The following is a 17,896-nucleotide window of genomic DNA, read 5'->3' on the forward strand; positions in this document are numbered from 1 at the left end:
GGCCCCCCAGTCTACGTGGCCGGTCCTGCCCCACTCGATACGACGCCTATAGTGCCCGCAGCACGACGAAAGTGACAGCCGCCGCGGCGCTGCACAGCACCGGCCAGTACCAGATGTGCCACCGCCGCCAATGTCCGATCGCCATCCCGATCGGCGCGAGCACCACGATCGCCAGGGTGAGTACCAACCACCCCACCAGGGTCCCGGCCGCATCGGCCTGTTCGGGGGACGCCCCACTGAAACCCAGAGGAATGATCGAGGCGTACACCAACAACAGCACGAGCAGGCCGACCACCGCCCACGCGGCCCAACTGATCACCGACTCGACGACACCCGGCCTGCGCCGAACGGCCGTTGGCGACGCAGACATGTCGGCAGCGTACGCCGCACCGTGGGACGTAACTTGGAGGCCGCGCAGACCATGACGGCTCGCTACTTCCGAGAGGACACCATGGATCAAGACACGTACGACAAGGGATTGGCGATCCGCACCGCAGTCCTCGGTGAGGAGTACGTCCGCACGGCTGCCGGCAACGTCGACGCCTTCTCCAAACCGTTGCAGGACCTGGTCACCGAATACTGCTGGGGCGCAGTCTGGGGCCGCGACGGTCTGGAACTGAAGACCCGCAGCATGCTCAACCTCGCGATGATCGCGGTGCTCAACCGGCCGAACGAGTTGAGCACACACCTCCGCGGCGCCCTCACCAACGGCGTCACCCGGGAGGAGATCTGCGAGATCTTCCTGCAGGTGGGCATCTACGCCGGCATCCCGGCCGCGGTCGACAGCTTCCGGCTGGCCCGCGCCGTGTTCGCCGACCTCGACGAGAGCCCGGCAGCCGATGAGTGAACCGATCGGCTTCATCGGCCTGGGCAACATGGGTTTTCCGATGATCAGCCGGCTGTCGACGGCCGGATTTCCGGTGGTGGTCTTCGACGTCCGTGCGGACGTGCTCGCCAACGCAGCCGCGCTGGGTGCTCAGCCGGCGCGGTCGGTGCGCGATGTGGCCGACCGGGCCGAGACGGTTCTGGCCAGCCTGCCGACCCCGCAGATCTCCGAGTCCGTGGTGGCCGACGTCGCCACCGGATCCCGGGTACAGCGTTTCGTCGACCTGTCGACAGTGGGAGGCCAAGCCGCACAACGCAATCACGCACTCCTCGGCGCACGGGGCATCGCCGCGCTCGACAGCCCGGTCAGCGGCGGAATGCACGGCGCCCAGGCCGGCACCCTGGCGATCATGGTCTCCGGACCGCGCAGCGAATTCGATTCGTTGGCAACTGTTTTCGAGGTTCTCGGTCGGGCGATCTTCGTATCCGAACAGCCTGGCGCAGCGCAGACCATGAAGCTGATCAACAACCTCATGGCCGCCACCACCCTGGCCGCGACCGCCGAGGTGATGGTGATGGGCGTCAAGGCCGGTCTGAGCGCCGACGTGATGATCGACGTGCTCAACGCCGGATCCGGTGGCACGCATGCCAGCCGCGACAAGTTCCCGCGCGCGGTACTCCCCCGCACGTTCGACTACGGGTTTGCCACCGGCCTGATGACCAAAGATGTCGGGCTCTACCTCGCCGAGGCCACCACGCTCGGCCTACCGGTGGAGATGGCCCAGACCGTGCAACGGATCTGGGAGCACACCCTGCACACCGAGGGACCCGAATCCGACTTCACCTCCGTGATCAAACCGATGGAGGCGGCCGCGGGCGTCACTGTCGAGGGAGGGTCCCGGTGAGAGGTGCACTCAGGTCGTAGACCGTGTCCGAACCTACCTTGGTCGAGGTGAAGTTCGCTTTCACCCATTCGGAGATGTCGGTGTGGGAATTGTTGCCGAAGAAGCCGCCGCGGTCGGCTTTGGACTCCGGAAGGATGTAGTAGGTGATCTGCCGGTCGGCGACGTAGGTCTGGAACTGCTCCAGCGTCGGCGCCGGATCGGTTCCGGTGAAGCCGCCGATCGCCATCACCGCTGTGTCGGTGGACAATTCGAGGCCGGCCGCAGCCCCGGACCTGTTGATGGCCGCCGACCACGTGGTGTCGGTGCCGCGCAGCATCGCGTTCACCTCGGGATTGTCCGAGTTCCATCCGTGGTTGTGGTTGCCGTCGGGGTCGGCGGGCCCCACACTCGGGCCGCCTCCGGTGTGCGACTGTTCCAGGGTGGCGACGGTGTAGGCGGTGGATCCGGCCAGCCCACCGATGATCGCCACTGCGAGCGCGGCGGCGGCGGTGGCGCGGTGTCCCCTCCGCAGTGCCCACAACAGGGTGGTCGTGGCGGCGCCGGCGGTCACCACGATTGCCCAGCGCAGCGGTGGCAGCCACGACGCATTACGGGCCAGGATCCAGAAACTCCACCCTGCGGTGCCCAGAAGCATTGTCGCCAAACCGATCTGACCCAGCCGGTCATCACGCCGGCGCCACATCTCGGTGACACCGATCGCGAACATCGCGGCCACGGCAGGCGCCAGCGACAGGCAGTAGTACGGGTGGACCATGCTCTTCATGAAACTGAGAACCGAGCCGTCGATCACGAGCCAGCTGCCGAACAGGATGGTTCCGGCACGGACGAGGTCAGTTCGGGGCCGGCCGCGCCGCGAGATCACGACCAGCACCACGGCGAGCAGGCCGGCCGGCAGCAGCCAGCCGATCTCGAACCCGAACTCGCCGGTGAACAGGCGTGGCAGGCCCTGGGCCTGGTTGCCGAACCCACCGAAGCCACCGAAGCCACCGTGGTGCTGCGCCGCCGCGGCCGCCGGATCGACGTCGACGTGCATGCCGTCATGGTTGTGGCCGAGAACCCGGCCGAATCCGTTGTAGCCCAACACCAGATTCATGAAGTTGTTGTCGGTGGACCCGGCGAGGTAGGGCCGCGACGAGGCGGGCCACAGCAGGGTGAGCACCACGAACCATCCGGCCGAGACGAGGAACGCCGCCAGCGAGCCCGCCAGGTGCATGAGCCGGCGGCGCGCTGTGACGGGTGCGGCCACCAGATACACCAGCCCGATGGCCGGCATCACCATCAGCCCCTCGAGCATCTTGGCCAGGAACGCGAACCCCAGCGCCACGCCGGCCAGCATCAGCCACCGGGCACCAGCGCCCTGCAACGCGCGCACCGCGCAGTAGGCGGCGGCCGTCATCAGCAACACCATGACCGCGTCGGGATTGTTGAACCGGAACATCAGCGCGGCCACCGGCGTCAGCGCCAGCACGGCACCGGCCAGCAGCGCCGCCCGCGGACCACTGATACGGCGGACCGCACCGTAGAGCAGCGCGACCGAACCGACGGCCATCAACGCCTCGGGGATGAGCATGCCGGCACTGGTGAACCCGAACAGCTGACCGGACAGCCCCAGCACCCACTGCGACACCGGCGGCTTGTCCACGGTGATGAAATTGGCCGGATCCAGCGATCCGAACAGCAACGCCTTCCAACTCCGCGACCCCGCCCAGGCGGAGGCAGCGTAGAACTGGTTGCCCATGCCGTTGACGGTGATGTGCCACAGGTAGGCCAGGGCCGTGGCGGCCAGCAGAGCGGGCGGCGCCAGGCGTTCGGCCCGGGAGGAATCCCCTCGCACCGGTCGGGCGCCCTCGATCGGTGCAAGATCCGGATCCGCCGCCGACCGTTGGTCAAGAGTCGATGTCACCACTCGATTAAGGCGTGCCGAGATTTGACCGAGCTGAGTGCCAGCCGGGTAGTTCCTGCGTACGGCGGGATTGCCGACTACTGATCGGGGTTGGGCGCCGTCGGCGTGCCCCCGACGAGGTCGTCCCAGTGCCGGCGCACCGGCGCCCATCGTGCGTCGAATTCGGCCGCACGACGGCGGGCATGCTCGAGCCGCTTCGGGCTGTACCGCCAACGGGCCCATGGTGAGGTCGGCCTGGCCAGCCGCACCGCGGCCACCCAGGCCACCGGCGACACGAACAAGCCGATCAACGCGGTCGGGTACTTGCCTTTGAGGGCGACCACCGAGACGACCAGAAAGTGCAGCAGCAGGGCCACCACGGCCGTGTAGCGCAGCGCGGCCACCCCGGCGGGCAGATCGTCGGTGTGGATGGGCGACACGCCGGCGACGGCCAGGCCGACGCAAGCCGCGGCCAGCGTGACGATGTTGACCGACAGCTGGCCCTCCTGGCTCCAGTACACATCCTGCAGCCGGAAGATCATCGCGAACTCGTCGAGCACCAGTGAGGCGCCGACGCCGACGAGGAGGGCGGCCAGATAGGCCCAGCCCGACAGCGGCGGGCAACCCACGGCGGTGAAGGCACCCGCGATCAGCAGGATGACGCCGGGTGTCGAGTGGTGCATGTGCACACCGCCCGTGCTGACGTTGTGGAACGGCCCTCTGCCGTCACGGATCAGCCGGGTGATGGTGCGGGTGGTCACGAACGTCACCACGAAAGCCACGAAACTCAGCAGCAGTGGCCCTTTGTAACCGTCCACCACGTCGTGCTGCCACCAGGCGCCCAGCCAGTTCACCGCCGGATCGTATCGGCTCAGAGCGAATCGACGAACAGCTTGTGAATGCGCCGGTCCCCTGTCACCTCCGGGTGGAAGGACGTGGCCAGCATCGAGCCCTGCCGCACCGCCACGATGTGGTCAGCGGCACGGGCCAGCACCTCGACCTCGGCGCCGACCCGCTCGACCCACGGCGCCCGGATGAATACCGCATGCACCGGAGTGTCGAGGCCGACGAAGTCGATGTCCCCTTCGAAGGAATCGACCTGGCGGCCAAAGGCGTTGCGCCGCACTGTCATATCGATGCCACCGAGAGGCAGCGCCGCACGGCCCGGCACACCGGCGTCTTTGATCTCACTGGCCAGCAGGATCATCCCCGCGCAGGAGCCGTAACAGGGCAGCCCCGCGGCGATGCGGGCCCGCAACGGTTCGAGAAGGTCGAACTCGCGCAGCAGATGGCTCATCGCCGTGGATTCGCCGCCGGGGATCACCAGGGCGTCGACCGCGTCGAGTTCGGAAAGCCGCCGCACGGTGCCCGCCTCGGCGCCTGCCTCACACAACGCAGCCAGATGCTCGCGGGTGTCGCCTTGCAACGCGAGCACACCGACCCGGGGGGTCATGAGCCCTCCGGTGGCGTGAAATTGCGCTGGTAGCGGGTCAGACCCTCCTGCATCACCGCGGCCACCAGCTCGCCGTAGCGGTTGAAGATCTTGCCCTGGGTCAGCGAGCGCCCGCCGCACGCCGAAGGCGAGGACTGGTCGTAGAGCAGCCATTCGTCGGCGCGGAACGGCCGCATGAACCACATGGCGTGGTCGAGTGACGCCACGTTCAGATGCTTGCGTACGTCGAGGTGGTTGACCTGCGCCGAACCGAGCAGGGTCAGATCGCTCATGTAGGCCAGCGCGCAGATGTGCAGCACGTAATCGTCGGGCAGCGGGTCACGGTGGCGGAACCACACCTGCTGCTGCGAGGCCTTGCCCGGCAGCCGCGCCACCTTGTCCCGCGGCACGATCCGCACGTCCCATTCGGCGAACTGGGCGAAGCCGGCGTCGTCGAACGCTCCCCCGGACCGGAACCCGGGCAGATCGTCGGGCCCGGGCGCCTCGGGCATCGCGTCCTGATGTTCGATGCCGGTCTGGTCGGTCTGGAACGACGCCGACATCGTGAAGATCGTCTCGCCGTGCTGGATCGCGCTCACCCGTCGTGTGCAGAACGAGCCGCCGTCCCGGATGCGCTCGACGATGTAGACCGACGGTGCCCGGGCGTCGCCCGGCCTCAGGAAATAACCGTGCAGAGAGTGCACCTGGAACGTCGGCTCCACCGTGCGCACCGCCGAAACGAGCGACTGACCGGCCACGTGGCCGCCGAAGGTGCGCTGCAGGAAACCCGACTCGGGGCTGAATACCCCGCCGCGATAGATGTTGACCTCGAGCTGCTCCAGATCGAGGATCTCTTCAATCGCCATAGGAGGTATTTACCAGCCGCGCTCGGCGAGCCGGTGCGGCTGGGCGATCTCCTCGACATTGATACCGACCATCGCCTCGCCGAGGCCGCGCGACACCTTGGCCAACACGTCGGGATCGTCGTAGAACGTCGTCGCCTTGACGATCGCGGCGGCCCGCTCGGCGGGGTTGCCGGACTTGAAGATGCCAGACCCCACGAACACGCCCTCGGCGCCGAGCTGCATCATCATCGCGGCGTCGGCCGGGGTGGCGATGCCGCCTGCGGTGAACATCGTCACCGGCAGCTTGCCGGCCCGGGCCACCTCGACGACGAGGTCATACGGCGCCTGCAGTTCCTTGGCCGCGACGTAGAGCTCGTCTTCGCTCATCGAGGTGAGCCGACGGATCTCGCCGCCGATCTGACGCATGTGGGTGGTGGCGTTGGAGACGTCGCCGGTGCCGGCCTCGCCCTTGGAGCGGATCATCGCCGCCCCCTCGGTGATCCGGCGCAGCGCCTCGCCCAGGTTGGTGGCACCGCACACGAACGGCACGGTGAAGCGCCACTTGTCGATGTGGTTGGCGTAATCGGCCGGGGTGAGTACCTCGGACTCGTCGATGTAGTCCACGCCCAGGCTCTGCAGGATCTGCGCCTCGACGAAGTGCCCGATGCGCGCCTTGGCCATGACGGGGATGGTGACCGCGGAGATGATGCCCTCGATCATGTCGGGATCGCTCATCCGCGACACCCCGCCCTGGGCGCGGATGTCGGCGGGGACCCGCTCCAGGGCCATGACGGCGACGGCGCCCGCACCTTCGGCGATCTTCGCCTGTTCGGGGGTGACGACGTCCATGATCACGCCACCCTTGAGCATCTCAGCCATCCCGCGCTTCACGCGCGCGGTGCCGGTCTGGTTGCTCGAACCGTTCTGCGCTGCGCCAACGATTCCCCGGTCGCTGCGCTCCTGCCCACCGATATCCATCGCAATCACCTCCAAATTCCCACTGATTCAGTCTAGTAGAGCTGCCAAATCCGTTAAATCCGCAATCACCGGATGGCCTGCAGCTCCCGATCCGCGGTTGTGCGCGTATTCGCCGGCGGCGCCGTCGGCTGTTCGGCCAGATCATTGGCCTGAGCCAGCAGCTCACCCAGTTGCAGCGGATACACGGCCTCTCCGCCGGCAACCAACTCGGCGATCATTGTCGCATCGCACCAGCGGTGCCCGTGAATGTAGTGCCGTTCCAGCGTCGTGCGCCCGGTTGCCGACGGCTCGAACCGGGTGGTCCGGTGGATGAAGTAGAACTCCTCGCTGCGGATCACCGAGGCGTTGAAGTCGATGACGGCCTCGCGCCGCCACACCGGTCCGACCAGTTCGGCGGCCGTCACCTGCAACCCGGTCTCCTCGGCGAGCTCACGCACCGCGGCGGCCGCCTTCTCCTCGTCCGGGCGGACAGCGCCGCCGACGGTGAACCACCACCGCGGCGCCTGGTCCGGATCGTCGATCGCCGGGTCGCTGCCGTGCAGCAGCAACACCGCGCCCGTCTCGTCGAGCAGCACCACCCGTGCGGAGGTCCGACGGCTCACCGGGTTCGCCTCGGCTTGGGAGTCCGGACGTTCGACGATCTCGAAATAGGTTGGCAACGCAGCGGTTCCACCGAGTCGAAGCGCCCGCACCATCGGGCGCTCCCGCAGCGCCAGGGTGTCGCGGACGGCATCGTTGTGGAAACGCCGTGCCAGCAGCACCCGGGCTTCGGCATCGGCAAGCTCGGCGACCAGCGCCACCGGAAGCTCGGCGGGGTCCACCGCGGCCAGTGCGGCAGAAAGTTCGTTCTCGGCGGCCTCACGTGCCGGACGCGAGGCCCGCTCGGCGGAGTCCGCCAGCTTCGCAAGACGTTTGCCCGCAGGAGCGCCGGCGTAGGCATCGACCGCGACGGCGCGGGCCACGACGGCGCGGCGAGCCAGAACGCTGTCCAGCGCCTGCCACGACAGGTCGTAGCGCACATGGAGCCGATCGAGCCGGTTGGCGGTCTGATAGGCCCACCCGCCGACGAGCAGCAGGACGACCAGCGCGGTCACCGCCGCGATCACTATCCAGACGGCCATGTCTAGTCGCCCACCTGTACTTTCACTCCGGCACTGGCCACCGTCTCATATACCCGCATGATCTGGCCGGCCACCACCGACCAGTCGTAGCGCGCCACCCGCTCGGTGGCCGCCGCGATGTACTGCTCGCGCCGTGCGTCATCTCCGAGCACCTCGATCAGCGCATCGGCCAGGGCGTCGGCGTCGCCGACCGGCACCAGCCGGCCGGCCTGCCCCTGATCGAGAACGCGGCTGAAGGCGTCCAATTCGCTGGCTACCACGGCTGTGCCGGCTGCCATCGCCTCCACCAGCACGATGCCGAAGCTCTCCCCGCCCAGATTCGGCGCACAGTAGACGTCGGCGCTGCGCATCGCGGCCGCCTTGGCGTCGTCGTCGACCTGCCCGAGGAAACGCAGATGCCCGGCCAACTCGCCGGCTTCCTGCCGCAGCGCGTCTTCGTCGCCGCGGCCCACGATCAGAACCTCGACATCGGGGAAGTGCCGCACCAGCTTCGGCAGCGCGCCGAGCAACACCGGCATGCCCTTGCGAGGTTCGTCGAACCGGCCGAGGAACAGCACACTGCGACCGGGCCGCGGATACCCTTCCAGCCGCGGCGCATTCGCGAACGAGGGCACGTCGACCCCGTTGGGGATCTCGACCGCATCCGAGCCGAGCGCCTCCATCTGCCAGCGACGGGCCAGGTCCGACACCGCGATGCGGCCGACGATCTTCTCGTGGAAGGGTCGCAGGAGCCCCTGAAACACGCTGAGCGTCAACGATTTCGTCGTCGAGGTGTGAAATGTCGCCACGATCGGACCCTCGGCAGCCTGCAGCGCCAGCATGGACAGGCTGGGGGCATTGGGCTCGTGCAGGTGCAGCACGTCGAAGTCACCCTCGGCAATCCACTTCTTGACCTTGCGGTGGGTGGCCGGCCCGAACCGCAACCGGGCCACCGAGCCGTTGTACGGAATCGGAACGGCCTTGCCGCCCGACACCACGTAATCGGGCAGCTTCACATGGGGTGACGACGGCGCCAGGACGCTGACGTAGTGTCCGCCCGCGCGCATCACCTCGGCCAGTTGCAGCACATGGGATTGCACTCCGCCCGGCACATCGAACGAATACGGGCAGACCATCCCGATACGCATGGCTAGCTCCGTCGCCTCTTCGCGCAAGCGCTCATCAGGTGGTACCCAGTCGGGCACGACGTTCGTCGGACAGATCGGACAGCCACTGCGGCTGCAGCATGTGCCAGTCGGCGGGATGCGCCGCGATGTTCGCCTCGAACCGATCGGCCAACTTCTGGATCACCACCGACACGTCTCCCGACGAGGTGTCGAGTGCATCGAAAATCTCGACCACGCAATCCTCTCCGTCGTAGTGGACATGCGCCGGATGCAGCGGGGCGCCGGTCTCGATCGCCAGCTTGGCCGGCCCGGCGGGCATCCGGGTGGGCTCGCCGAAGAAGTTGACCTCCACACCGTTGCGGGTGAGGTCCCGGTCGGCCATCAGGCAGACGAACATGTTGTCCCGCAAGCGGTCCGAGAGCACCTCGAACGGCGGGCGCTCACCACCGGACAGCGGGAACACCTCGAATCCGAGGCTCTCCCGATAGTCGATGAAACGCCGATACAGCGACTCGGGTTTCAGTCGTTCGGCGACGGTGGCGAAGGTGCCGAACTGCTGGGCCAGCCACACTCCGGCCATGTCCCAGTTCCCGCTGTGCGGCAGCGCCAGCACTGCGCCGCGGCCTGCTTTCTTGGCAGCCCGAAGCTTGTCCGCGCCGACGAACACCTCGTCGAGACGGGTGGCCACGGCGGTCAGGTCCATCGACGGCAGCCGGAACGCCTCGCGCCAGTACCGGGCGTAGGAGGCCAGCGCCGCCCGCATCAGGTCGTCGGGCACCTCGGCCGGAGGCACCCCGATGACCCGGGACAGGTTCTTGCGCAGCTGCTGCGGCCCACCGCCGCGGGAGGCGTAGAGGGCACCCGCGTCGAACAGGTTGCGCGCCACGAACTCCGGCATCGAGCGAACCAGCTGCCACCCTGCTGCGTAACCCAGATCGGTCACCTGCCCGGAGAACGGAATGTTCACGAGGCCCCCGGGGGTTGAATCAGATCCATGGCGCCCGTCGATGTGCGCACCGCGTGCAGTCGCTGCGCCACGGTGATCACACTGGCCACGGCCAACAGCCATACCGCGACGTGCAGCAGCCACGGCACATGCAGCCACGGCACCCCCGACAGCCCCGCGCCTACGAGCACGATCACCAGCCGCTCCGGGCGCTCGATGATGCCGCCGTCACCGCGCAAGCCGCTGGCCTCGGCGCGGGCCTTGATGTAGGAGATGACCTGTGAAGTCACCAGGCAGATGAGGATCGCGACCACAAGCGTCGGGTTGTGCATGCCGAACGCCGCCCACCACAGCAGGCCGGCGAATATCGCGCCGTCGGCGATGCGGTCGCAGGCCGCGTCCAGCACGGCACCGAACCGGGTGCCGCCACCGCGTTCGCGGGCCATTGCCCCGTCGAGCATGTCGGCGAGCACAAAGACGAATACGGCGAACGCACCCCACCACAACTGGCCCATCGGGAACAGCGTCAGCGCGGCGGTCACCGTTCCGGCGGTACCGACGATGGTGACGATGTCGGGGGTCAGGCCCGCGCGCAGCGCCGCCTTGGCCACCGGCCGCGACAGCTTCGCGTAGGCCGCCCGGCTCATCAGAAAGAGATTGCTCACGACTGGCGCGCCCATTCCGTCGCCAACAGTTCCCGGGTCTCGCTCAGCAACTGTGGAATGACCTTGGCGCCACCGATGATCGTGATGAAGTTCGCATCGCCGCCCCAGCGCGGCACCACGTGCATGTGCAGGTGCTCGGCCAGCGATCCGCCCGCCGAGATGCCCAGGTTCAGGCCCACGTTGAACCCGTGCGGGCGCGACACGGCCTTGATGACACGAATTGCCTTCTGCGTGAACGCCATCAGCTCGGCGCTCTCGGCCTCGGTCAGGTCCTCCAGCTCCGACACCCGCCGGTACGGCACCACCATGAGATGGCCCGGGTTGTACGGGTAGAGGTTGAGCACGGCATACACCAGCTCGCCGCGGGCGACCATGAGCCCGTCCTCGTCGGACATCTCGGGGATGTCGGTGAACGGCTGGGACGAACCGGCCGAGCCGACCTTGTTATCGCCCTTGACCGCATCGACGATGTAGCTCATCCGGTGCGGCGTCCAGAGCCGCTGCAGGTGGTCCGGCCTACCCACGCCACGGTCGACGATGGCGTCTCCGCCGCCGTGGTCGATGATGGCGTCTCCGCCGCCGTGGTCGATGATCGACCGCTCGTCGTCGGTCACTGGCTGGTTCCCACTTTGACCAGTTCGGCGGTCGGCACCGCATTGTTGCGGTCGGCGATCCACTTCACGATCGCCTCCACGGCCTCGTCGACGGGCACGCCGTTGATCTGGGTGCGGTCACCGAAGCGGAAGCTGACCGCGCCGGCTTCGAGGTCTTTGTCCCCGGCCAGCAGCATGAACGGCACCTTCTGGTTGGTGTGGTTGACGATCTTCTTCGCCATCCGGTCGTCGCTGCCGTCGATCTCGACCCGTACGCCACGTGACTTCAGTTGGGCCGCAACGTCATACAAATAGTCCAGGTGGGCATCGGCGACCGGGATGCCGACCACCTGCACCGGCGCCAGCCAGGCCGGGAAGGCACCCGCGTAGTGCTCGGTGAGCACTCCGAAGAAGCGTTCGATCGAGCCGAACAGGGCGCGGTGGATCAACACGGGGCGCTGCCTGCTCCCGTCCGCGGCGGTGTACTCGAGCTCGAAGCGGTCGGGCATGTTGAAGTCCAGCTGGATGGTCGACATCTGCCAATTGCGACCCAGCGCGTCCTTGACCTGAACCGAGATCTTGGGGCCGTAGAACGCCGCGCCACCTGGATCGGGCACCAGGTCCAGGCCCGAGGCCTCGGCCACCGACCGCAGGGTCTCGGTGGCCTCGTCCCACATCTCGTCGGAGCCCACGTACTTGTCGGCATTCTTGGTGGACAGCTCCAGGTAGTAATCGTCCAGCCCGTAATCGGAGAGCAGGTCGAGCACGAACTGCAGCAGCGAGGTCAGCTCGCCGCGCATCTGCTCCCGCGTGGTGTAGATGTGCGCATCGTCCTGGGTCATGCCGCGCACCCGGGTCAGCCCGTGCACCACGCCGGACTTCTCATAGCGGTACACCGACCCGAACTCGAAGAGCCGCAACGGAAGTTCGCGGTACGAGCGCCCGCGGGCCCGGTAGATCAGGTGGTGCATCGGGCAGTTCATCGGCTTGAGGTAGTAATCCTGCCCGGGCTTGCGTACCGTGCCGTCGTCGTTGTACTCCGCGTCGATGTGCATCGGCGGGTACATGCCGTCGGCGTACCACTCCAGGTGACCCGACGTGATGTAGAGGTGCTCCTTGGTGATGTGCGGGGTGTTGACGAACTCGTAGCCGGCCTCGGAATGCTTGCGCCGCGAGTAGTCCTCCAGCTCCTTACGGATCACACCGCCCTTGGGGTGGAACACCGGCAGTCCGGAGCCGAGCTCGTCGGGGAAGCTGAACAGGTCCAGTTCGACGCCCAGCTTGCGGTGATCGCGGCGCTGCGCCTCCTCGATGAGCTCGAGGTGACGGTCGAGGGCCTCTTGCGACTCCCAGGCGGTGCCGTACACGCGTTGCAGGCTGGCGTTGTTCTGATCGCCGCGCCAGTACGCGGCGCTGCTGCGGGTCAGCTTGAAGGCCGGGATGTACTTGGTGGTCGGGATGTGCGGGCCGCGGCACAGGTCACCCCACACCCGTTCCTTGGTGCGGGCGTTGAGGTTGTCGTACGCGGTGAGCTCGTCGCCACCGACCTCCATCACCTCGTCCAGGTTGTCGGACTTGGCGAAATCTCCGGAGACCAGCTCGAGCTTGTAGGGCTCGCCGGCCAGTTCCTCGCGCGCCTGATCCTTGGATTCGTAGACGCGCCGGGAGAACAGCTGACCGTCCTTGACGATCTTCTGCATCCGCTTCTCAAGCTTGGTGAGGTCCTCGGGCGTGAACGGCTCGGCGACGGCGAAGTCGTAGTAGAAACCGTCGGTGATCGGCGGGCCGATACCAAGCTTGGCCTGCGGGAACAGGTCCTGCACGGCCTGGGCCAGCACGTGGGCGCACGAGTGCCGCAGCACGCTGCGGCCGTCGTCGGTGTTGGCCGCCACCGGCGTCACCTCGACATCGGTGTCCGGGGTCCAGGAAAGATCCCGCAGGCGCCCCTCGCTGTCGCGCACCACCACGATCGCGTCCGGGGTGCCACGACTGGGCAGATCCGCCTCGCGCACCGCCGCGCCGGCGGTAGTCCCGGCCGCGACCCGGATCGGGGCAGCGGGGGCTGGGCTGGGGGCGGCGCTCATCGGGGAGTCTCCTACCATGCAAGGGCTGATGCGGACGCTGTCATGCTATCGGTGGGCCTGATCAGGACCCCAGCCCGATGGGGCTCTTGAGCCACTGCTGCTCCAGTCCGACCAGTCCGGCGCTCCAACCGACCACGCCGAACAGCCACAGCGTGCCCAGCACGACCAGTCCGGTGAACACCGCGCTGACCCCCTTGACCGCGATGTGCTGGCGATCGAACCACGCCATCACGGCGTCGTAGCGGGCCCGGACGTAGCGCAGCGCCCGCTTCGCGAAGTCGAATTCGCTGGCCAGGATCGCCAGGCCCAGAAACACGATGACCCAACCGGGACCGGGATACGGGATCGCCACGATGCCGACCGCCAGCACGAGTGTGCCGACGACGCCGACGACGATCCGGTAGGTGAATTCGGCGGCCGGGCGTGACCGCAACCCCTCCCGCCAGCGCGTCCAGCGCTGCTTCACTGCCGCCGGATTCACGGCTGTCCCGGCTTGAGTCGGACGAACAATGCCTCGGCCTCGGCGAGCACGTCGTCGCCGTCGAGCAGCCGTCCCTCGACGAAGATCTTGCGGCCCTCGATGCGGTCGATGCCGGCCTGTACCTGAAGTTCTTTCTCGATCGGAGCGATCCGGCGGTAGTTGACGTGCAGGTATGCGGTGCGCTGATACATGCTGCCGGTCAGTTTGGCGGCGGTATAGCCGAGCAGGGAATCGAACAGCAGCGCCAGCGACCCGCCGTGCACCGCGCCGTTGCGGCCGAGGTGAAAGCGCCGGAAGTGGGCGGTTCCGGCGATCCGGTCGTCGGCGGTCCGTTCCAGATGCACCGGCACGTTGTTGACGTTGCCCCGGTTGGGCAGGTCTATCCGCCGGCCCGACGGTGAATTCCACTCGTCGGCCTCATACGGCGCCAGCAGCGCCGACACCTGCTCGATCAGGTCCGCGGCCTCGGTGATGACCTCGTCAGGGGCGTCCGCACCGCGCGCGTGGTCCTGCAGAGTGCGCACCGCTTCGATGAATCGGCCGTAATCCGGGCCGCCGCGATCGGTGGGGTCGGGCGGATTGAACCCGCCGCCGGGGTGCGTGCCGGCGGTGTCGTTTTCTGGGGCCACACCGCCACCGTAAAGGTGCCATGGTGGTGGACGTGAAACTGGACGACCTGGCACGGCTGCCCCTGACCTATCCGGAGGTGGGCGCCACGGCCGGCGATCTGCCCGCGGGCTACCGCCACACCCGGGCGTCGGCGCAGATCGGCACCGGCCGCGACCGCTTCGAGCGGGCCGGCGCGGACGTGCTGCGGTGGGGTATGCAACGCGGCGCGGGCCTGCGGGTGCGGGCCACCGCCGAGACCGCCGCGGTGGGCACCGAACTGGTCGTCCGGCTCGGACCCGTTCCGGCGCCGTGCCGGGTGGTCTATGTGCTCGACGAGACCGACCGGCGCGGCTTCGCCTACGGCACCCTGGCCGGCCATCCCGAATCGGGTGAGGAGTTGTTCTCGGTCCGGTACGACCCGGCGACCGACATCGTGCACGCCGACGTGGTCGCGTTCTCCCGGCCGGCCACGTGGTGGAGCCGGTTGGGCGGCCCGGTGACGCGGCTGCTCCAGCGGGTGGTGACGCGGCGCTATCTCAGCGGCATCTGAGCGTCACCGACTACCGGACGACGGCCGAACTCGGTTCCCTCGGTGAGCCGAGCATTTCCCGGTGTGACGGCGGCACCCGGCCACCTTCGTCGGTGATCCCGTAGCGGGCCGCGAGTTCGGCACCGATCACGGTGTGCCCGGACAACTGCTTCAGATCAGGATCCCGGTACAGCGCGTCGATGAGATGACCGGTGAATTCCGGGGTTTCGGCGTGCTCGGCAGTCTTGGCCAGCGCGTCTGGGTGGCCGGCGAACGCGGCCTTGAATTTCTCAGTGAGCAGGATGCCCATCCAGATCGACACCGTCGAGACCCTGGTGTCGGTGAAATCGACCGCCATGTCCGCCGCCAGCTTGTCCACGCCGGCCTTCTGGGCGCCGTAAGCGGGTCCGTGCATGTAACAGACCGATCCGGGCGAGGAGGTGAACGCGATCAGACCATGATCGGCGGCCAACAGCAGCGGCGCGGCGTACCACGACGCCACATACGCCGACCGCAATCCCACCTCCAGCACATCGGCCAACTCGATCGGCTTCTCCCAGAACGGTTTCGGGTTGACCAGGTCATCGTGCACGGCGGCGGCATTGTTGACCAGAAGGTCCAGCCGGCCCTCCTGTTCGGCGACCCGCTCGAACAGCGCACCCACGGCAGCGTCGTCGGAGTGATCGAGCTGGACGGCGATACCGCCTTCCCCCGGGTCGGTCACGGTCCGGCCGGTGACGTACACCCGCCAACCCGAGGAGAGCAGGGCTGCGGCGATGCCGCGGCCCGCGCCACGACTCGCCCCGGTGACCACGGCGATCGGGATATCCACGGCTGTCAACCTACGGGGCGCGCCCAACCGTGTGCGCTAGAGGCTGTCGAGTGCCGCCTGCAGGCGTCGGCCGACCTCGGCGGCGACATCGACCAGCGCCGGTTCGTCGGTCACCTCGGCCATCAGGCTGGGGTTCATCGCCTCGACGACGACCACCCCGTCACCGTCACGAGGTGCCCGTAACACCACGTTGCACGGCAACAGCACGCCGATCCGCGGAAATGCGCGCAGCGCCTGCTGAGCGAACTGGGGATTGCACGCGCCCAGGATCAGGTACTCCCCCAGCTCGTCGCCGGCACCACCGCCCAGTTTGGCGTCGAGCGTGGACCGGATGTCGATCTCAGTGAGTACTCCGAACCCCTGCTCGCCCAGTGCGTTTCGGGTACGAGCAACAGCCTCGTCGAACGGTCCTTGCGTGGTGGTCGCTAATGCGATGTCCATCTCGTGGTTCCTCTCATTTCCCAGGCCAAGACCTCAAGCTACCCGTGGCGGCGGGGGTGCCACCCAGGTTTGCATCTCAGGCCGACGGGTCAGCCCGCCAACACCGTCAGCCCGCCGACACCGTCTGCCGAGGCGCCGTCATCGTGATCCGCCGCAGCGGGCACCGCGCGACGCGGGCGCAGACTCCGCTCAGCACCGCAGCGAGCACGGTGAGACCGCCGACCGTGGCGCCGAGTACCGGGTGCACCTCCTGAGCGAAGATGACCGACGACATCAGCAGGACGAACCAGCCGAAGCCCTTACGCAGCACATCCGGTTTGATCAACGCGGTCAACCGGGCACCGATCAATCCACCGACCACCGCTGCAGCGGTCACCATCAGGGCCAGCGTCCAGTCGATCTGCACGGTGGACAGATATCCGGCCAGACCGGCGAACGATTTCATGGCGATCACCACCAGCGAGGTGCCCACGGCCGCCGGCATCGAGAGCCCGCCGAGGAGCACCAGGGCCGGCACCACCAGGAAGCCGCCACCGGCACCGACCAGTCCCGTCGCCAGCCCGACCACCAGGCCCTCGGCCAGAATCTTCACCACCGGCAAAGGCCGCTGCTGACCATCGGGGTCGGCGTTCTCGGTGGCTTTGCGGCCACGCAGCATGGCCACGGCGGTGGCGACCATCATCAGGGCGAACCCGATCAGCAGCACCGTGCCCGGAATGAACCGCGACAGCAGGCCGCCCAGATATGCCCCGGCCATGCCGGCCGCACCGAAGATCAGGCCGACCCGCCATTGCACCCGTCCCGCCCGGGCATGCGAGATCACGCCGACGGCACTGGTCACGCCGACGACGAGCAACGAGGCGGCGATGGCCTGCTTGGCATCCATGCCCGCGACGTAGGCCAGCAGCGGAACCGTGAGGATGGAACCGCCGCCGCCGAGCACGCCCAGCGTGATCCCGACGACGACGGCCAGGGCCAGTGTCAGGCCGATCATCGTGGCCTACTTGCCGGGCAGCTGGAGAGCTGGCCGACGACCGAGTCGACATCGCAGCCGGCGCCACGGTTGTAGGGAAGCTTCGACAACAGCATTCCCATGGCACACGTGTTCGACAGTGCCGCAAAGGTCAGCCCGCCACCGATCGCGCCCGCGAGCCACTTGAGCTTGGGGGCGGCAATGCTGCCCACGATCGAGGTCAGCACGATCGATCCGGCCACCAGGCGCACCTGGCGTTCCAGGTCCCACTTCGCCGCACCGCGATTGACCTTGAATCCCTTTGATTCCCAATCGACAATGCCGCCGTCGAGGATATGGACATTGGGCAGTCCGTGCTCCCGCAGCGCCTCTTCTGCCTGGGTTGCACGCTGGCCTGAACGGCAGACCAGGACCCACTCCTCGGCACCGCCGGCCTGGGCGGTGTTCGAGATCTCGGCGCGGTGTTCGCGGAGCAGATCCAACGGCACGTTGTAGGAACCGGGGATGTGCGCGGTCTCGAACTCCGCGGTGGTGCGGACATCGAGCAGCCTGGGCGGATTGGCTGCCTGCAGACGTTCGGCAAGACCGTGCGAATCGATGGTCTTGGGAGTGGCGACGTCAGTCATGGGACACCTTCAGCTGTTGGAGA

At 67.7% G+C, this 17,896-nt stretch carries 21 protein-coding genes; 3 read left to right on the forward strand and 18 right to left on the reverse strand.

The annotated features are described in order from the left end of the window. Positions 1-46: 46 nt before the first annotated feature. A complete protein-coding gene (locus tag G6N44_RS05725) occupies positions 47-370 on the reverse strand; it encodes a hypothetical protein (RefSeq protein ID WP_163661926.1) in 324 nt (107 codons plus the stop codon). An 81-nt stretch (positions 371-451) separates the two neighbouring features. Here G6N44_RS05725 and G6N44_RS05730 point away from each other — a divergent pair, with 81 nt between their 5' ends. Together G6N44_RS05730 and G6N44_RS05735 are read left to right on the forward strand one after the other, a co-directional pair. Then, positions 452-847: a carboxymuconolactone decarboxylase family protein gene (locus tag G6N44_RS05730; RefSeq protein ID WP_163669637.1), complete on the forward strand. Its 396-nt coding sequence runs from the start codon at positions 452-454 to the stop codon at positions 845-847. After that, positions 840-1,730, forward strand: coding sequence for an NAD(P)-dependent oxidoreductase (locus G6N44_RS05735; RefSeq protein WP_163661928.1), 891 nt, complete (start codon positions 840-842; stop codon positions 1,728-1,730). The genes G6N44_RS05730 and G6N44_RS05735 overlap by 8 nt, the downstream gene beginning before the upstream one ends. On the opposite strand, the gene G6N44_RS05740 is transcribed toward G6N44_RS05735, so the two are convergent. From G6N44_RS05740 to G6N44_RS05800, 13 genes are all read right to left on the reverse strand, one after another. Beyond that, positions 1,705-3,636 (reverse strand): glycosyltransferase family 39 protein, encoded by a 1,932-nt coding sequence (locus G6N44_RS05740; RefSeq protein ID WP_163661930.1) that lies wholly within the window; start codon positions 3,634-3,636, stop codon positions 1,705-1,707. The genes G6N44_RS05735 and G6N44_RS05740 overlap by 26 nt on opposite strands. Before the next feature lie 74 nt (positions 3,637-3,710). Beyond that, on the reverse strand, positions 3,711-4,466 hold the full coding sequence (locus G6N44_RS05745; protein ID WP_163661933.1) for a hypothetical protein: 756 nt from the start codon (positions 4,464-4,466) through the stop codon (positions 3,711-3,713). Positions 4,467-4,483: 17 nt separating this feature from the next. Then, complete coding sequence (pdxT, locus tag G6N44_RS05750) at positions 4,484-5,065, reverse strand: pyridoxal 5'-phosphate synthase glutaminase subunit PdxT (protein WP_163661935.1); 582 nt, start codon at positions 5,063-5,065, stop codon at positions 4,484-4,486. Beyond that, on the reverse strand, positions 5,062-5,910 hold the full coding sequence (gene tesB / locus G6N44_RS05755; RefSeq protein WP_163661937.1) for an acyl-CoA thioesterase II: 849 nt from the start codon (positions 5,908-5,910) through the stop codon (positions 5,062-5,064). The genes pdxT and tesB overlap by 4 nt, the downstream gene beginning before the upstream one ends. Before the next feature lie 9 nt (positions 5,911-5,919). Next, positions 5,920-6,831, reverse strand: a complete 912-nt coding sequence (gene pdxS, locus G6N44_RS05760) for a pyridoxal 5'-phosphate synthase lyase subunit PdxS (protein WP_163669640.1) — start codon at positions 6,829-6,831, stop codon at positions 5,920-5,922. A 101-nt stretch (positions 6,832-6,932) separates the two neighbouring features. Further along, complete coding sequence (locus G6N44_RS05765; protein ID WP_163661939.1) at positions 6,933-7,988, reverse strand: NUDIX hydrolase; 1,056 nt, start codon at positions 7,986-7,988, stop codon at positions 6,933-6,935. Between the two features lie 2 nt (positions 7,989-7,990). Beyond that, a complete protein-coding gene (locus G6N44_RS05770; RefSeq protein WP_163661941.1) occupies positions 7,991-9,115 on the reverse strand; it encodes a glycosyltransferase family 4 protein in 1,125 nt (374 codons plus the stop codon). Positions 9,116-9,149: 34 nt separating this feature from the next. Continuing rightward, the gene (locus G6N44_RS05775; protein ID WP_235683043.1) at positions 9,150-9,992 is read right to left on the reverse strand and encodes a phosphatidylinositol mannoside acyltransferase; all 843 of its coding nucleotides are present in this window, start codon (positions 9,990-9,992) and stop codon (positions 9,150-9,152) included. A gap of 65 nt (positions 9,993-10,057) precedes the next feature. Further along, positions 10,058-10,705, reverse strand: a complete 648-nt coding sequence (pgsA, locus tag G6N44_RS05780; RefSeq protein ID WP_163661945.1) for a phosphatidylinositol phosphate synthase — start codon at positions 10,703-10,705, stop codon at positions 10,058-10,060. Then, positions 10,702-11,295, reverse strand: coding sequence for an ATP adenylyltransferase (locus G6N44_RS05785; RefSeq protein ID WP_372508199.1), 594 nt, complete (start codon positions 11,293-11,295; stop codon positions 10,702-10,704). The genes pgsA and G6N44_RS05785 overlap by 4 nt, the downstream gene beginning before the upstream one ends. Before the next feature lie 20 nt (positions 11,296-11,315). After that, entirely contained in the window at positions 11,316-13,382 is a 2,067-nt protein-coding gene (thrS, locus tag G6N44_RS05790; protein WP_163661947.1) for a threonine--tRNA ligase, read from the reverse strand. Between the two features lie 61 nt (positions 13,383-13,443). Beyond that, entirely contained in the window at positions 13,444-13,863 is a 420-nt protein-coding gene (locus tag G6N44_RS05795) for a TIGR02611 family protein (RefSeq protein ID WP_163661949.1), read from the reverse strand. Continuing rightward, complete coding sequence (locus tag G6N44_RS05800) at positions 13,860-14,492, reverse strand: PaaI family thioesterase (RefSeq protein ID WP_163661951.1); 633 nt, start codon at positions 14,490-14,492, stop codon at positions 13,860-13,862. The genes G6N44_RS05795 and G6N44_RS05800 overlap by 4 nt, the downstream gene beginning before the upstream one ends. 32 nt (positions 14,493-14,524) lie before the next feature. Here G6N44_RS05800 and G6N44_RS05805 point away from each other — a divergent pair, with 32 nt between their 5' ends. Further along, positions 14,525-15,022 (forward strand): DUF1990 domain-containing protein, encoded by a 498-nt coding sequence (locus tag G6N44_RS05805; RefSeq protein ID WP_163669643.1) that lies wholly within the window; start codon positions 14,525-14,527, stop codon positions 15,020-15,022. A gap of 10 nt (positions 15,023-15,032) precedes the next feature. Here G6N44_RS05805 and G6N44_RS05810 read toward each other — a convergent pair whose 3' ends face one another. From G6N44_RS05810 to G6N44_RS05825, 4 genes are all read right to left on the reverse strand, one after another. Beyond that, the gene (locus tag G6N44_RS05810; protein WP_163661953.1) at positions 15,033-15,833 is read right to left on the reverse strand and encodes an SDR family NAD(P)-dependent oxidoreductase; all 801 of its coding nucleotides are present in this window, start codon (positions 15,831-15,833) and stop codon (positions 15,033-15,035) included. A gap of 36 nt (positions 15,834-15,869) precedes the next feature. Next, positions 15,870-16,274 carry a DUF302 domain-containing protein gene (locus G6N44_RS05815; protein ID WP_163661955.1) on the reverse strand — a complete coding sequence of 135 codons (405 nt, stop codon included), beginning with the start codon at positions 16,272-16,274 and terminating at the stop codon, positions 15,870-15,872. A gap of 106 nt (positions 16,275-16,380) precedes the next feature. Then, a complete protein-coding gene (locus G6N44_RS05820; protein WP_163661957.1) occupies positions 16,381-17,268 on the reverse strand; it encodes a sulfite exporter TauE/SafE family protein in 888 nt (295 codons plus the stop codon). Continuing rightward, a complete protein-coding gene (locus G6N44_RS05825) occupies positions 17,265-17,873 on the reverse strand; it encodes a rhodanese-like domain-containing protein (protein WP_163661959.1) in 609 nt (202 codons plus the stop codon). The genes G6N44_RS05820 and G6N44_RS05825 overlap by 4 nt, the downstream gene beginning before the upstream one ends. Positions 17,874-17,896: the final 23 nt, after the last annotated feature.

The sequence above is a fragment of the Mycolicibacterium alvei genome (assembly GCF_010727325.1).
GTDB lineage: Bacteria > Actinomycetota > Actinomycetes > Mycobacteriales > Mycobacteriaceae > Mycobacterium > Mycobacterium alvei.

Bases quoted from the DNA above. Each gene is read 5' to 3' on its own strand.
- G6N44_RS05770 (WP_163661941.1), bottom strand. From the start codon at position 9,115: ATGCGTATCGGGATGGTCTGCCCGTATTCGTTCGATGTGCCGGGCGGA.
- G6N44_RS05775 (WP_235683043.1), bottom strand. From the start codon at position 9,992: ATGCCGGAGTTCGTGGCGCGCAACCTGTTCGACGCGGGTGCCCTCTAC.
- tesB (WP_163661937.1), bottom strand. From the start codon at position 5,910: ATGGCGATTGAAGAGATCCTCGATCTGGAGCAGCTCGAGGTCAACATC.
- G6N44_RS05820 (WP_163661957.1), bottom strand. From the start codon at position 17,268: ATGATCGGCCTGACACTGGCCCTGGCCGTCGTCGTCGGGATCACGCTG.
- thrS (WP_163661947.1), bottom strand. From the start codon at position 13,382: ATGAGCGCCGCCCCCAGCCCAGCCCCCGCTGCCCCGATCCGGGTCGCG.
- pdxT (WP_163661935.1), bottom strand. From the start codon at position 5,065: ATGACCCCCCGGGTCGGTGTGCTCGCGTTGCAAGGCGACACCCGCGAG.
- G6N44_RS05725 (WP_163661926.1), bottom strand. From the start codon at position 370: ATGTCTGCGTCGCCAACGGCCGTTCGGCGCAGGCCGGGTGTCGTCGAG.
- G6N44_RS05765 (WP_163661939.1), bottom strand. From the start codon at position 7,988: ATGGCCGTCTGGATAGTGATCGCGGCGGTGACCGCGCTGGTCGTCCTG.
- G6N44_RS05825 (WP_163661959.1), bottom strand. From the start codon at position 17,873: ATGACTGACGTCGCCACTCCCAAGACCATCGATTCGCACGGTCTTGCC.
- G6N44_RS05730 (WP_163669637.1), top strand. From the start codon at position 452: ATGGATCAAGACACGTACGACAAGGGATTGGCGATCCGCACCGCAGTC.
- G6N44_RS05815 (WP_163661955.1), bottom strand. From the start codon at position 16,274: ATGGACATCGCATTAGCGACCACCACGCAAGGACCGTTCGACGAGGCT.
- G6N44_RS05735 (WP_163661928.1), top strand. From the start codon at position 840: ATGAGTGAACCGATCGGCTTCATCGGCCTGGGCAACATGGGTTTTCCG.